Origin of the sequence: Pseudomonas sp. NY5710 (assembly GCF_013305665.1) — a bacterium.
In the GTDB taxonomy this organism is placed as follows: domain Bacteria; phylum Pseudomonadota; class Gammaproteobacteria; order Pseudomonadales; family Pseudomonadaceae; genus Aquipseudomonas; species Aquipseudomonas juntendi.
In genome coordinates this window covers 4,890,377-4,904,374 of sequence record NZ_CP045554.1, presented here as the reverse complement: position 1 = coordinate 4,904,374, position 13,998 = coordinate 4,890,377, and the positions used below count along the sequence as shown (strand labels likewise).

The following is a 13,998-nucleotide window of genomic DNA, read 5'->3' as shown; positions in this document are numbered from 1 at the left end:
AGGCCCGCATGAGCGACTCACTGGAACTCAGCCTGGACGGCGTAGAACGCCGCTCGCTGGCTGACTTCACCGAACAGGCCTACCTCAACTACTCCATGTACGTGATCATGGACCGCGCCCTGCCGCATATCGGCGATGGCCTCAAGCCAGTGCAGCGGCGCATTGTCTACGCCATGAGCGAGTTGGGGCTCGATGCCGATGCCAAGCACAAGAAGTCGGCGCGTACCGTCGGTGACGTGCTCGGCAAGTTCCACCCCCATGGCGACTCGGCCTGCTATGAAGCCATGGTGCTGATGGCGCAGCCGTTCAGCTACCGCTACACACTGGTCGATGGCCAGGGCAACTGGGGTGCGCCGGACGATCCGAAGTCGTTCGCGGCCATGCGCTACACCGAGGCGCGGTTGTCCCGCTATGCCGAAGTGCTGCTCAGCGAAGTCGGTCAGGGCACCGTCGATTGGGTGCCCAACTTCGACGGCACCTTGCAGGAGCCCGCCGTGTTGCCGGCACGCCTGCCCAACATTCTGCTCAACGGCACCACCGGTATCGCCGTGGGCATGGCCACCGATGTGCCGCCGCACAACCTGCGTGAAGTGGCCAGCGCCTGCGTGCGCCTGCTCGACGAGCCCAAGGCCACCATCGAGCAGTTGTGCGAGCATATTCAAGGGCCGGACTACCCGACCGAGGCCGAAATCGTCACGCCGCGGGCCGAAATCCTCAAGATGTACGAAAGTGGCCGTGGCTCGATCCGCATGCGCGCCGTGTACCGCGTCGAGGACGGCGACATCGTTGTAACCGCGTTGCCCCACCAGGTGTCGGGGGCCAAGGTGCTGGAGCAGATCGCGGCGCAGATGCAGGCCAAGAAGCTGCCGATGGTGGCCGACCTGCGCGACGAGTCGGATCACGAAAACCCTTGCCGCATCGTCATCATCCCGCGGTCCAATCGTGTGGATGCCGACGAGCTGATGCAGCACCTGTTCGCCACAACCGACTTGGAAAGCAGCTACCGGGTCAACGTCAATATCATCGGCCTCGACGGCCGGCCGCAGCTGAAGAACCTGCGCACGATCCTGGTGGAATGGCTGGAGTTCCGCACCCATACCGTTCGTCGCCGGCTGCAGCACCGCCTGGACAAGGTCGAGAAGCGCCTGCACCTGCTGGACGGTTTGCTCACCGCGTTCCTCAACCTGGATGAAGTGATCCACATCATCCGCACCGAGGACCACCCCAAACAGGCGCTGATCGCGCGCTTCGGCCTGACCGAAATCCAGGCCGACTACATCCTTGAGACCCGCCTGCGGCAGTTGGCGCGTTTGGAAGAGATGAAAATCCGCGGCGAGCAGGACGAACTGCTAAAAGAGCAAGCCAAATTGCAGGCGCTGCTGGGCAGCGAAGCCAAACTGCGCAAGCTGGTGCGCAGCGAGCTGATCAAGGATGCCGAAACCTATGGCGACGACCGCCGCTCGCCTATCGTCGAGCGCGCCGAAGCCAAGGCGCTGTCGGAAAATGAGCTGATGCCGACCGAGCCGGTGACCGTGGTGCTGTCGGAAAAAGGCTGGATACGCTGTGCCAAGGGCCACGACATCGATGCGACCGGCTTGTCGTACAAGGCAGGCGACGGCTTCAAGGCCGCTGCTGCTGGCCGCTCCAACCAGTTTGCCGTGCTGATCGACTCGACCGGGCGCAGCTACTCGCTGGCCGCCCACAGCCTGCCTTCGGCGCGTGGTCAGGGTGAGCCGCTGACGGGGCGCCTGACGCCTCCGCCTGGGGCCACCTTCGATTGCGTGCTGCTGCCAGAGGACGATGCGCTGTACGTGGTCGCGTCCGACGCCGGCTACGGCTTCGTGGTCAAGGGTGAAGACCTGCAGGCCAAGAACAAGGCCGGCAAGGGTTTGCTCAGCCTGCCCAACGGCGCCAAGGTCATGACGCCGCGGCCGGTGGCCAACCGTGAGCAGGACTGGCTGGCGGCGGTGACCACCGAAGGCCGCCTGCTGGTGTTCAAGGTCAGCGACTTGCCACAGCTGGGTAAAGGCAAGGGCAACAAGATCATCGGTGTACCCGGCGACCGGGTCGCCAGCCGCGAAGAGTTCGTCACCGACCTGGCCGTGATCGCCGACGGGGCGACCCTTGTATTGCAGGCCGGCAAGCGTACCCTGTCTCTGAAGCCCGACGACCTTGAACACTACAAGGGCGAGCGTGGCCGGCGTGGCAGCAAGCTGCCGCGTGGGTTCCAGCGCGTCGATAGCTTGCAGGTGGAAGTGCCGGCGTAACCGGTGGAAATGTCTGGAACGGCAATTACAGCGCCGTTCCGGGCAGAAACACTGGAGTCGGACGGTTATTTCGCGGATGATATGGCCCTTGTGGCGCCGGCGTGGTCGTGTGCCCGTTTGAATTTATATGTATCACTGCGGTGTGCCTGTAGGCAGCCGCCTGGATGGGATGATGAAATTTCTGCGCCTTCCACTTGCGCTGTTGATGACTGGCCTGCTGGGGCTGGGCGGGTGCACCATGCACCAGCCTGTCGCCTTGTACCAGCTCGACAGTGGTGATCCTGGCCAGCCGTCGCAGAGTGCGGGCATGGCCGTTGTACTCGGGCCGGTATCGGTGGCCGATTACCTGCAGCGCGAGACGTTCCTGCAGCGCCAGGCCGATGGCAGCCTGAGCGCGGCGACCGACGGTCGTTGGGCGGGTAGCCTGTCGTCGGACATCGACCAGTTGCTGGTGCGCCAGCTGGCCTGGCGCCTGGACAGCCAGCGTGTGGTACTGGCCCCGGCAACGGCCGGTTTCACGCCGGATGTACAGGTGCTGCTGTCGATTACCCGCCTGGACTCGGGCAAGGACCAACCGGCCATCCTAGACGCCCAGTGGCGCCTGCTGGACCGCCGTGGCCGCGTGCGTGACAACCGTATCGTTCACCTGGAACAGCCACATGAGGGCAGCGAGTCGTCGCAGGTACAGGCCCAGGGCCAATTGCTGCAGAAGCTGGCCGAGCAGCTGAGCACGGCGGTGAAGCCGCTGGCCAACCAACCGGCAATTGCTGAAGACACGCCGAAAAAGCCGGCTGCACCGGTGCAGGTGAAGAAGGCGCCGGAGAAGTCCAAGATCCCGATGGCCTCGCCGATTCGCACCGATATGGAAGTCTATCGGTTCTGACCTAACCGCCAGGTGCAAAAAAGCCCGCGATGCTGCGGGCTTTTTCATGTCTGCGTCAAACCATTGCGGAGCTTGGCTGGGGCGCTGGACGCGCGGCCTTGCGTTGCTAAGGGGCTGCGCGGCAACCCCAGTGCCCAGCGCAGCCTGTCAGGCCCTACGCTCGTGCATGCGCGCCAGTTGCCGTTCCAGCATCGACGGGTACGGTTCCAGCAGGCGCTCCACGCAGCAGGCGCCCTCAGGGCTGGCAATCGGGCGAATGCGTGCGCGCTGGCGAATCAGTGCGTCATCGCTGATCTGCCGCTCCACCAGCAACAGGTTGCGGCTGTGCTGCGACAGCGCCAGGGCATCCTGGGCTTTTTCGGCGATCAACACGTCTACCAGCTCCAGCCCATGCAGATCGTTGCCCAGCACCAGGCCAAGCTGCAATTGCAAGGTGATGCCGCTGTCGGCCACTTCGATCTGCAGGGCATGGCCCAGGGCGCGCAACAGCTCGCCGCAGCAGATGGCGTTGGTCAGGTAGTCCTCGCCACATACGCGGCTGTGGAACAGCACCAGGGTGCTGCCATCGTTGAGTGTGTGCGTTTCGCCGTCGTACAGCGATGCGGCATGCTCCAGGCAGTCACGGTAACGCTCGGTCAGCTCGGTCAGGCGGGTGCGCGGCAGACGCCGCAGTTGCTCCTGGGAGCCCAGCTGCACGGCGAGGATGGCGCTGAAGTGCGGTTCGTCGGATTCGTCTACCACTGCGGTTCTTGGCCCAGTGTCGTCGTCGAGCAGGCCGGCGAATGCTTCGTCATCTTCCACGTCTGGCACTGCGGCGACCTTGGCGCGCGGCGCGGCCTTGAGTGCCGGGCTGGCGTGCTGCGGGTCGTCGAACGGTTCATCGTCGTCTTCCTCAGGCTCTGGCTCCGGCTCCGGCTCTGGTGGCGGCGGTGGCGCCAGGCGCGCATGCAGCTGGCGGGCGATGTCGCCGATTTCATCCTGGCGGTCGGTGGCCGGGGTGTAGTACTGCGGGTCGCGCAGCCATACCCGCAACTGCAGCAACGGCAGGGTGATGTAGCGGCCCTGACGCAAGCTGAGCGCCAAGGCCAGCGCCAGCAGGATGGCCGCCAGAATGCCCATGCTTTGCAGGCTGATCAGCATGGGCTGCTGGAATTGGCTCATGTCCAGGCTGATGCGCAGCTGCCCGGCAGCCACGTCCTGGAAGCTGATCTTGGTCTGGTACACGCCTTCGGCCTCGCCCAGCAGGCTATTGCGCGGGCGTTGCCCGGCTTCGGCGAGGATGCGGTTGTCCACGCTGTAGATGGCCGCATGGGCCACCAGCGGGTTTTTCACCAGGTTGCCCAGCAGCACGTTGAGGCTGAGGATATCGTTGGCTACCAGCAGTTCGGTCGCCGAAGTGGCCGTTTGCGTGGTCAGGCTCTGGCCGAGGGCGTCGGCCTGCTCGTGCATGGCCTGCTTGAACTGCAGGCCCATCACACAGGCGTAGATCACCAGTGCCAGCGCCACCAGAAAGATGTTGGTGCAGGCGATGCGCAGTGCCAGCGGCACGCGACGTTGACTCAGGGCACGATAGATCATCAGGAAGAAGTTGTCTGGTTTGACGGGCGTGGGCCGGTTCACAGAGCTCGGCTCTTAATGGCAAGAAAGTGGGGGGAGTATAGCGAGCCGGGTTTTGTCGGCAAAGTATCGTTGGCGCCCGATGGTCATGGAAAGTCGGTAGAATGCGCATTTTTCATCGAAGTCGGAGCCAGGTTGTGCGCGAAATCGTCCTGATCAACATCACCGGTGAGGACCGTCCCGGTCTCACTGCGGCAATCACCGGCGTCCTGCTGCAGGGCGGTGTGAGTATCCTCGACATCGGCCTGGCGGTCATGCACGGCACCCTGTCGTTCGGCATCCTGGTCGATATCCCTGACAACGAAGTGGCAACTGCCCTGCTGCAGGGTGTGCAAGCCAAGGCCCACGAGCTGAACCTGCAGGCCCGTTATACGCCGATTTCCGAGGCGGACTACCAGCACTGGGCCGACGGCCACGGTGAGGCGCGCCATGTGGTGACCCTGCTCAGCCGCAAGATCACCCCCGAGCAACTGCAACGGGTCAGTGCGGTGATCAGCCAGTACGGCCTGACGATCGAACGCATCGAGCGGCTGTCGGCCCGGGTGGCGCTGGACGCCGACACCGGCAAGGGCAAGGCGGCGGTCGAGATATCCGTGCGTGGAGTGCCGAGCGATGCCCAGGCCCTGCGTGCCGATTTCTTCGCCCTGGCGCAGGCGCTGAGCGTCGACATTGCCTTCCAGAAAGACGACCTGTTCCGCCGCAACCGCCGCCTGGCGGTATTCGACATGGATTCGACGCTGATCGAGGCCGAGGTCATCGACGAACTGGCCAAGGCGGCTGGCGTGGGCGAGCAGGTGGCTGCCATCACCGAACGGGCCATGCGTGGCGAACTGGACTTCCGCGCCAGTTTCAAGGAGCGCATGGCCTTGCTCAAGGGCCTGGATGTGGGCGTGCTGGACGAAATCGGCGCCTCGCTGCGCCTGACCGAAGGCGCGGAAAACCTGTTCGCCGAGCTCAAGCGCCTGGGTTACAAGACTGCCATTCTGTCCGGTGGGTTTACCTATTTTGCCCGCCAGGTGCAGGCGCGCCTGGGTATCGACTATGTGTTCGCCAACGAGCTGGAAGTGGTGGATGGCAAGGTGACTGGTGTGGCGGTCGAGCCGATTGTCGATGCCCAGCGCAAGGCCGAACTGCTGCAGAAACTGGCCAGCGATGAGGGCTTGCAACTGGAACAGACCATTGCCGTGGGCGATGGCGCCAACGACCTGCCAATGCTGGCGCTGGCCGGCCTGGGCGTGGCATTTCGCGCCAAGCCGCTGGTGCGCCAGTCGGCCAAGCAGGCGATTTCTACCCTGGGCCTGGACGGCGTGTTGTACCTGTTGGGCTTGCGCGACCGCGACGCGCGCGGCTGATCGGGAAATCTGGGGCTGCTTTGCAGCCCTTCGCGGGCATGCCCGCGAAGGGCCGCGAAGCGGCCCAGCTTTTATCAGGCCATCAAGCCTGCACAGGCGCCGCCAGCTGCTGCCCCATGCGCACGGCAGACCCGGCACCCAGGCTCTCGGCCCACTTCACCTGCTGCGGCCCGAACAACACGATGGCCGTCGAACCCAGCTTGAAGCGCCCCAGCTCGGCACCTTTCTCCAGGTGGATCGGCGCACGGCTGGCGTCGTCGTATCGGAAGGTCTTGAGCTCACGCTTGGGCGGCGTCACCAGGCCAGCCCACACGGTCTCGATCGAAGCAACGATCATCGCACCCACCAGCACCACGGCCATCGGCCCGCGTTCGGTGTCGAACAGGCAGACCACCCGCTCGTTGCGGGCGAACAGCTCGGGCACGTTTTCAGCAGTGGTCTGGTTCACCGAGAACAGGCGGCCCGGCACGTAGACCATCTCGCGCAGGGTGCCGGCCAGCGGCATGTGCACGCGGTGGTAGTCCTTGGGCGACAAGTAGATGGTGGCAAACTCACCGCCCATGAACGGGGCGGCCAGCGCCGGGTCACCGCCCAGCAGCTCCTGCGCGCTGAAACCGTGGCCTTTGGCCTGGAAGATGCGGCCATGCTCGATCGGGCCAAGCTGGCTCACGGCGCCGTCGGCGGGGCACAGGATGGCGCCCGGGGTTTCATCCAGCGGGCGGGCGCCCGGCTTCAGGGCGCGGGTGAAGAATGCGTTGAAGTGCTCGTAGGCGCTCAGGTCTTCGACCAGCGCCTGGCTCATGTCGACCTGGTAGCGCTTGGCGAACCAGGCGGTGAAGGCGTTCTTGAACCAGCGCACGCGGCACTCGGCGACGCAGCCGGCCAGCCGCGACAGCAGGTGGTGCGGCAGCAGGTACTGGCTGATGATGAACAGACGGGATTTCATGCAGGTTCCTTAAACTTCTACAGGCGTGTCCGGGTGGTTGCCCCATTCGCTCCACGAGCCGGCATAAGCCTTGACGCGTGGGTAGCCGAGGGCCTTGGCCACCAAATAGGTGAAACCGGAACGGCGGTGGGACTGGCAATGGGTAACCACCTCCTTGTCGGAGGTGATGCCCAGGCTTTGCAGCACTTCGGCGATATCCTCGCGGATCCGCAGGTGGTCGTTGAGGTCCATGCCGGCGGTCCACTCGAAGTTGACCGCACCAGGGATGTGACCGCCCTTGGCCGACAACACTTTTTCGCCGTTGAATTCCTGTGGGGCGCGTGCGTCCCAGATCACCAGGTCATCGGCGCCCAGGCGGCTTTGCAGGTACTCGCGGGTGGCTGTAGGTGCAGTGTCGAGGTGCAGGTGCACCGGGGCGGTGCCGCTTGCGGGCACTTCGGTGGACAGCTTGTCGGCTGGCCAGGCCTGGATACCGCCATTGAGGTAGTGGTAGCGCGCATGGCCGATCACGTCGAGCAGCCAGATGAAACGCCCCGCCCAACCACCGCCTTCATCGTCATACACCACGTAGACGGCATCATCGCGGTGGCCGAGTTCGCTGAACAGTTTTTCCAGTTCGCCCAGGGGCGGCAGCAGACCAGGGGCCGGTGGCTGGCCAAGCTGGGTGCGCTTGCCCTCGACAAAGCGGGCGCCGGGGATATGCCCGCTGACATAGCGGTTGGCGCTGCTCAGGTCGACCAAGATCAACTGCGGTGAATCCAGGCGCGGCAGCAGGTCTGCAGCTTCGATCACCAGGGGCAGGCCGGAAAAGTCGGTCATCCACGGTCTCCAGAGTGGAAAGAGGAGCGATTGTAGCGCAAGGCTCAGGCTTTGCGGTTGGCGAACAGCGACAGTGCCCGCTCGATGCATTGCACGGTTTTGCCGAAGGCTTGCACGCTGATATCGGTCATGGGCCTGCAAGCCTGGTCGGCCACCAGCAGCATGAGCACCTGATCGTTCACCGCCAGCGAGCGCAGCAGCACATGCTCACTGCGGAACAGGGCGCGCAGCGGTGCTGGCAGCAGGGCGGCGAACTGGCTGTGGTTCTGCGGGGTGATGCGCAGCTGCCCGGCCTGGCTCATCAGTTTCTGCAGCAGTTTGTTCTGCGCCACCTGCAGGGCCAGGCCCGCGGCCTCCTTGGGCAAGCCGGCGGTCTGCTGCACGCGCAGGGTATCGGTGCTCTTGTCCAGGCTCAGCAGCATGATGCGTTGCATGCCGCAGGCCAGCAGGGCCTCTTGTGCCTGGGTGGCCAGGTGCACGGTATTGGTGAACGGGCTGGGTTGCGCCAGCAGGTGCTGGCACAGTGTGCGCCAGCGCGCCAGCTCTTCACTGCTGGGCGGTGGCGCCGCCAGCATGTCTGGGTGCGGGCGGCGCTGGTGCCACGGCCATATCAGGGCCTCGGCTGGATGGAACAGTGCATGCCGGGCATGGCGACGGGCGCTGGCGGCTGCCTGCTGGTGAACTTGTTGCTGCACGTCTTCCAGCGAAGTCTGCAGGTACAGGGCGGTCAGCAGCTGCCAGCGCAACAGGTGCGGGTTGTCCCAGCCGACCTGCGCCGCCAGGGCCAGGTTGTTGGCCAGCAATACGGTATTGGCCGGCTGGTTGAACCAGCGCCGCAGGCCGGGCTCTGCGTCCAGGCGGTGTTGCTGGCTGAGCAGGTCTTCGTCGCGGGCGATGCTCAGCACCTGGGCCAGTTGCTCGCGCTCTTCCAGCAGCAGGCGGTAACCCTGGGTCACCCACTGCGGCAGGCGCCAGTATTCGGCCATGGTCTGGCACAGCGCCATTATGCGCACGCCAAACAGTTCTTCCTCGACATGAGCGGCCTCTTCACCCTTGTGGATCACCCGCAGCTCCCAGGTGTCGAGCAGCTTCGGGTAGGCCAGCGCCAGCGGCCAGAGGGGCGACAGGAACAGCAGGCTGCCCCAGTGGATTTCCTGCCACAGCCGCGCCAGGCGGCTGGCGAACAGGCCGCTGGCCTGCTGCGCTGCGTGCTGGCTGATCATCTGGAACTGGCACAGAACCGGTGGGATTTCTTCAACAGGCACTGCTGGCAGGCGCTTGAGCAACAGCTCGCTGCGCTCCAGGCCGAGCCGGTTGAGGGCCACTTCAAGGCTTTCGGCCGGTTCGGCCATGCTGGCGTTGGTGGCGTGGTTGGCTTCACGCATCACCGACAACACCAGCGCCGGGCTATCTTGCATCAGTTCGGCGATGTCGCGCAGCGAGCGGCGGCTATCGTGGATGGCCGCCATGACCCGGTCGTAGCTGTGCTTCGGCACCGGGATGCGAACACTCTCGAGCAGCTTGACCCAGGCCTCTAGCGTTCGCGGAGCCTGAGCGGGCACCTTGGTTTCAATTGGCATTTTGACATCAGTCCGAACTGGCTTTTCGCATTGTGTGGCTATAGTCTGGCGCAGTTCTGCCGATAAGTAGAAGAAGAGTTTTACAGCTCTCGTCTCTTCCCCTGACCACGACAGCAAGTGCTTTGAACCTATGGCTAAAATTATCGGCATCATCGTCGTATTCGCGAGCGTGCTCGGCGGCTACGTGCTTTCCCACGGCAAGATCGCGGCGCTGATCCAGCCGTTCGAAGTACTGATCATCGGCGGTGCGGCCTTTGGTGCATTCCTGCAGGCCAACCCTGGCTACATGACCATGCACGTCATCAAGAAGTCGATGAAGATGTTCGGCTCGCGCTTCAGCCATGCGTTTTACCTTGAAGTGCTGGGGCTGGTGTACGAAATCCTCAACAAGAGCCGTCGCGAAGGCATGATGGCCATCGAGGCCGACATCGAAGACGCCGCCGCCAGCCCGATTTTCGCCAAGTACCCCACGGTACTGGCCGATGAGCGCATGACCGCGTTCGTCTGCGACTACCTGCGCATCATGTCTACCGGCAACATGGCCCCGCACGAGCTCGAGGGCCTGTTCGACATGGAGCTGCTGAGCATGAAGGAAGAGCTTGAGCACCCGTCCCATGCGGTGACCGGCATCGCCGATGGCATGCCCGGCTTCGGTATCGTAGCGGCGGTGCTGGGTATCGTGGTGACCATGGCCTCGCTGGGTGATGGGGACCAGGCGGCCATCGGCATGCACGTGGGGGCGGCGCTGGTCGGTACGTTCTTCGGTATTCTCGCGGCTTACGGCTTCTTCGGCCCGCTGGCCAAGTGCCTGGAGCACGACGCCAAGGAAGAGCTGAACCTGTACGAGTCGATCAAGGCATCGCTGGTGGCCTCGGCTTCGGGCATGCCGCCGTCGCTGGCGGTCGAGTTCGGGCGCAAGGTGCTGTACCCCAAGCACCGCCCAAGCTTCGCCGAGCTGGAACAAGCGGTTCGCGGTCGCTGATTCATGGAGAACAATCAGCCCATCATCGTCAAGCGCGTCAAGCGCTTTGGCGGCGGCCACCACGGCGGCGCCTGGAAAATCGCCTTTGCCGACTTCGCCACGGCGATGATGGCGTTCTTCCTGGTGCTGTGGCTGTTGTCCACGGCCACGCCTGAGCAGAAGATCGCCATTGCCGGTTACTTCCAGGACCCGATTGGGTTCTCCGAAAGTGGTACGCCCTACGTCATCGACCTGGGTGGTTCCCCCGAAATGGCGCCGGACAAAACCATCAACCCGGAAGTGAAAACCGAGCCCACGCAGCCGTCGCCCACCCAGCTGGACAAGGACCAGGTGGAGACCATGGCCGAGCAGGTCGAGCGCGAGCGCCTTGAATTGCTGTTGCAGGAGCTGCAGAACAAGGTCGAAGAGAACCCGCAACTGCAGAAGTTCAAAGACCAGATCCTGTTCGAGATCACCCAGGATGGCCTGCGTATCCAGATCATGGACGCCGAGAACCGTCCGATGTTCGATATCGGCAGTGCGCGCCTGCAGCCGTACTTCGAAGATATTCTGTTGGCCATGGCCGACACCATCAAGGCAGTGCCCAACAAGATCAGCATCAGCGGCCACACCGATGCCAAACCGTATGCCGGCACTGGCGAGTTCGGCAACTGGGAGCTGTCGGCCAACCGCGCCAATGCCGCACGCCGGGCATTGGTAGCAGGTGGGTACCCGGACGGCCAGGTGGCTCGGGTGGTGGGGTATGCATCGTCATCGCTGTTCGACCGCAAAAACCCGTTCAACCCGGTAAACCGCCGCATCGACATCATCGTGCTGACCAAGAAAGCCCAGCGCAACATCGAGGGTGAGCAGGGCGAGCAGGGTGCACCGCAAGCACCGGCAGCCCCGCCTGCGGCCCCACCGGCCAGTGGCGCGGCGCCCGGTGCCGGGGCCGGTCAGGCGCCGATGCAACCACGTGAACTGCGCCAGAAGCTGAACATCTTCGAGGATGGCACGCTGAAGATGGACGAGAGCAAGGAGCAGTAGGCCCCGCGAAACCTTGCACGGCGCTTTGCAGGGCCGTGCGGGCGGGCCTCGCAGCGTAAAAAGGCTTACCGCCCGGTCAGTAGCTGTCTTCCGTCAGGCTGGCGATGATCGAGCGGTAGCTGTTCATGCGTTGCTGCGAGATCCGGCCATCGTCCAGCGCCTTGAGCAACGCGCAGCCGGGCTCGCGGTCATGTTTGCAATCGCGGAAGCGGCAGGTGCCGAACAGGTCGCGGAACTCGATGAAGCCATCCTCCACATCGCTGCGGCTGACGTGGCCAAGGCCGAATTCGCGGATGCCCGGCGAGTCGATAAGGTCGCCGCCATTAGGGAAATGGTACAGCCGCGCGGTGGTGGTGGTGTGGGTACCCTGGCCCGACCATTCCGACAGGTCGCCGACGCGGGTGCCGGCCTCTGGCAGCAGGCTGTTGACCAGCGAAGACTTGCCCACACCCGACTGGCCGACGAACACGCTGATGTGCCCGTCAAGTTGCTGCTGCAGGCGTTGCATGCCATCACCGTGGTGGGCAGATACCTCCAGCAGCGGGTAGCCCAGCTCGCGGTAGACCTCGAGCAGCGCCCGCAGGCCGGGGCCGTTCTCGGCGTTGATCAGGTCGGCCTTGTTCAACAGCAGCAGCGGGCGCAGGCCTGCATGCTCGGCAGCGACCAGGTAACGGTCGATCAGGTTCGGGTGCGGTTCCGGGGCCGGGGCAAACACGATCACGATGAGGTCGACGTTGGCGGCGACCGGTTTCAACTGGCCATGGTTGTTCGGCCGGCAAAGTTCGGTGCTGCGTGGCATCTGCGCCACGATCACGCCTATGCCCTGGTTGCCTGCACGCCATACCACGCGGTCGCCAGTGACCAGTGCTGGCAGGTTGGCGCGCAAGTGGCAGCGGAACACCTGGCCTGCAACGTCGCCATCTTGGGCCTCTACCTCGACCTGCACGCCAAAGTGGGCAATCACCAGGCCCAGTTGTTCCGGCCCCAGGTCGCCACCTTCCAGTTCCTGCAGCACATGCTGCTCGCGTTTGGCCGCGCGAGCAGCTCGCTCGCCCTGGATTTTTTCGATGCGCCAGTTCTGGCGGCGATTGAGCTGGCGTTTGGCCATGAACATTCCGTGAGAAGGGCCCGGGTCAGGGCATTGAAAACGGCAGGCAGTTTAGCACGCCAGGCGGTGCACCATTGTGCTTGTGTGACCGGCATGCGGTGAATGGGCGTGGCTGGGCCACTAGGCTAATATGACGGGCTATATGAGGAGCTTCTGCATGCAAAACCCACAGAACCTGATCTGGATCGACCTGGAAATGACCGGCCTCGATCCGGACAGCGACGTCATCATCGAAATGGCCACCATTGTCACCGACAGCGAGCTGAACACCCTGGCCGAAGGCCCGGTGATCGCCATCCACCACAGCGATGAAGTACTGGCCCGCATGGACGAGTGGAACACCCGCACCCATGGAGCGTCTGGTCTGACCCAGCGTGTGCGCGACAGCAAGGTCGGCATGGCCGAGGCCGAGGCCCAGACCATTGCTTTCCTCGAGCAGTGGGTGCCCAAAGGCAAATCGCCGATCTGCGGCAACAGCATCTGCCAGGACCGTCGCTTCCTCTACCGGCACATGCGCAACCTGGAAAACTACTTCCACTACCGCAACCTGGATGTCTCGACCCTGAAAGAACTGGCAGCGCGCTGGGCGCCGGACGTGCGTGACAGTTTCAAGAAGGGCAATACGCACCTGGCGCTGGACGACATTCGCGAATCGATTGCCGAGCTGCGCCACTACCGGGAGCATTTCATCAAGGTGTGAACCGTTACGGCGCAGATATTCTGGCTGCGCCCCCTTTTGGTGCCTTGGGCAACTGGTTAGACTGCGCGCCTTTCCCGCACGGACCCGCACCATGTTGCTGATGCTCTACCTCATTGCCATCACTGCCGAAGCCATGACCGGTGCGTTGTCTGCCGGGCGTCGCGGCATGGACTGGTTCGGCGTGGTGCTGATCGCCTGTGTTACCGCCCTGGGTGGCGGGTCGGTGCGCGATGTGTTGCTCGGGCACTACCCGCTGACCTGGGTGAAACACCCCGAGTACTTGGTGTTGACCAGCTTTGCTGCCCTGTTGACCATTTTCATCGCGCCGATGATGCGCCGCCTGCGCTCGCTGTTCCTGGTGCTCGACGCGCTGGGGCTGGTGGCGTTTACCCTGATTGGCTGTATGACGGCGCTGGAAATGGGGCAGGGCATGCTGGTGGCCTCGATCAGCGGAGTGATTACCGGTGTGTTCGGCGGGATCTTGCGCGATATTTTCTGCAACGACATCCCACTGGTGTTCCGCCGCGAGCTTTACGCCAGCGTGTCGTTCGCCGCGGCGTGGTTCTACCTGGGCTGCGTGTATTTCAAGGTGCCGGCGGAGCAGGCGATGCTGCTGACCCTCTTTGGCGGGTTTCTGGTGCGCTTGCTGGCGATTCGTTTCCATTGGGAAATGCCCAAGTTCCACTACAACGACCAGCAGTAAACCTGCCCCAGGCCC

12 protein-coding genes are annotated in these 13,998 nt (G+C 63.9%); 7 read left to right on the top strand and 5 right to left on the bottom strand.

The annotated features are described in order from the left end of the window. Positions 1-8 precede the first annotated feature (8 nt). Together parC and GEV39_RS22640 are read left to right on the top strand one after the other, a co-directional pair. Positions 9-2,267, top strand: coding sequence for a DNA topoisomerase IV subunit A (gene parC, locus GEV39_RS22645; protein ID WP_110676621.1), 2,259 nt, complete (start codon positions 9-11; stop codon positions 2,265-2,267). Positions 2,268-2,439: 172 nt separating this feature from the next. Next, positions 2,440-3,150, top strand: a complete 711-nt coding sequence (locus tag GEV39_RS22640; RefSeq protein ID WP_173891283.1) for a PqiC family protein — start codon at positions 2,440-2,442, stop codon at positions 3,148-3,150. A gap of 147 nt (positions 3,151-3,297) precedes the next feature. Here the strand turns inward: GEV39_RS22640 and GEV39_RS22635 are convergent, their stop codons facing one another. Then, positions 3,298-4,770 carry an AhpA/YtjB family protein gene (locus GEV39_RS22635; RefSeq protein ID WP_173891282.1) on the bottom strand — a complete coding sequence of 491 codons (1,473 nt, stop codon included), beginning with the start codon at positions 4,768-4,770 and terminating at the stop codon, positions 3,298-3,300. A 134-nt stretch (positions 4,771-4,904) separates the two neighbouring features. Between GEV39_RS22635 and serB the strand changes: the two genes are divergently transcribed. Then, positions 4,905-6,119: a phosphoserine phosphatase SerB gene (gene serB / locus GEV39_RS22630; RefSeq protein WP_173891281.1), complete on the top strand. Its 1,215-nt coding sequence runs from the start codon at positions 4,905-4,907 to the stop codon at positions 6,117-6,119. A gap of 82 nt (positions 6,120-6,201) precedes the next feature. On the opposite strand, the gene asd is transcribed toward serB, so the two are convergent. From asd to GEV39_RS22615, 3 genes are read right to left on the bottom strand one after another with little or no spacing between them, the layout of a single operon-like run. After that, positions 6,202-7,065 (bottom strand): archaetidylserine decarboxylase, encoded by an 864-nt coding sequence (gene asd, locus GEV39_RS22625; RefSeq protein WP_029887865.1) that lies wholly within the window; start codon positions 7,063-7,065, stop codon positions 6,202-6,204. Between the two features lie 9 nt (positions 7,066-7,074). Beyond that, complete coding sequence (locus GEV39_RS22620; RefSeq protein ID WP_173891280.1) at positions 7,075-7,884, bottom strand: rhodanese-like domain-containing protein; 810 nt, start codon at positions 7,882-7,884, stop codon at positions 7,075-7,077. Positions 7,885-7,928: 44 nt separating this feature from the next. Further along, positions 7,929-9,464 (bottom strand): HDOD domain-containing protein, encoded by a 1,536-nt coding sequence (locus GEV39_RS22615; protein ID WP_173891279.1) that lies wholly within the window; start codon positions 9,462-9,464, stop codon positions 7,929-7,931. 130 nt (positions 9,465-9,594) lie between these two features. Here GEV39_RS22615 and motA point away from each other — a divergent pair, with 130 nt between their 5' ends. Both motA and motB read left to right on the top strand, forming a co-directional pair. After that, positions 9,595-10,446: a flagellar motor stator protein MotA gene (gene motA / locus GEV39_RS22610; protein ID WP_009681315.1), complete on the top strand. Its 852-nt coding sequence runs from the start codon at positions 9,595-9,597 to the stop codon at positions 10,444-10,446. Positions 10,447-10,449: 3 nt separating this feature from the next. Then, the gene (motB, locus tag GEV39_RS22605; protein WP_173891278.1) at positions 10,450-11,472 is read left to right on the top strand and encodes a flagellar motor protein MotB; all 1,023 of its coding nucleotides are present in this window, start codon (positions 10,450-10,452) and stop codon (positions 11,470-11,472) included. 76 nt (positions 11,473-11,548) lie between these two features. Here the strand turns inward: motB and rsgA are convergent, their stop codons facing one another. Further along, the gene (gene rsgA / locus GEV39_RS22600) at positions 11,549-12,580 is read right to left on the bottom strand and encodes a small ribosomal subunit biogenesis GTPase RsgA (RefSeq protein ID WP_173891277.1); all 1,032 of its coding nucleotides are present in this window, start codon (positions 12,578-12,580) and stop codon (positions 11,549-11,551) included. A 157-nt stretch (positions 12,581-12,737) separates the two neighbouring features. Between rsgA and orn the strand changes: the two genes are divergently transcribed. Next, the gene (orn, locus tag GEV39_RS22595) at positions 12,738-13,280 is read left to right on the top strand and encodes an oligoribonuclease (RefSeq protein ID WP_009681312.1); all 543 of its coding nucleotides are present in this window, start codon (positions 12,738-12,740) and stop codon (positions 13,278-13,280) included. Positions 13,281-13,371: 91 nt separating this feature from the next. Next, entirely contained in the window at positions 13,372-13,983 is a 612-nt protein-coding gene (locus GEV39_RS22590) for a trimeric intracellular cation channel family protein (protein ID WP_003249516.1), read from the top strand. Positions 13,984-13,998: the final 15 nt, after the last annotated feature.

Bases quoted from the DNA above. Each gene is read 5' to 3' on its own strand.
- parC (WP_110676621.1), top strand. From the start codon at position 9: ATGAGCGACTCACTGGAACTCAGCCTGGACGGCGTAGAACGCCGCTCG.
- GEV39_RS22640 (WP_173891283.1), top strand. From the start codon at position 2,440: ATGAAATTTCTGCGCCTTCCACTTGCGCTGTTGATGACTGGCCTGCTG.
- asd (WP_029887865.1), bottom strand. From the start codon at position 7,065: ATGAAATCCCGTCTGTTCATCATCAGCCAGTACCTGCTGCCGCACCAC.
- GEV39_RS22620 (WP_173891280.1), bottom strand. From the start codon at position 7,884: ATGACCGACTTTTCCGGCCTGCCCCTGGTGATCGAAGCTGCAGACCTG.
- GEV39_RS22615 (WP_173891279.1), bottom strand. From the start codon at position 9,464: ATGCCAATTGAAACCAAGGTGCCCGCTCAGGCTCCGCGAACGCTAGAG.
- motA (WP_009681315.1), top strand. From the start codon at position 9,595: ATGGCTAAAATTATCGGCATCATCGTCGTATTCGCGAGCGTGCTCGGC.
- motB (WP_173891278.1), top strand. From the start codon at position 10,450: ATGGAGAACAATCAGCCCATCATCGTCAAGCGCGTCAAGCGCTTTGGC.
- rsgA (WP_173891277.1), bottom strand. From the start codon at position 12,580: ATGGCCAAACGCCAGCTCAATCGCCGCCAGAACTGGCGCATCGAAAAA.
- orn (WP_009681312.1), top strand. From the start codon at position 12,738: ATGCAAAACCCACAGAACCTGATCTGGATCGACCTGGAAATGACCGGC.
- GEV39_RS22590 (WP_003249516.1), top strand. From the start codon at position 13,372: ATGTTGCTGATGCTCTACCTCATTGCCATCACTGCCGAAGCCATGACC.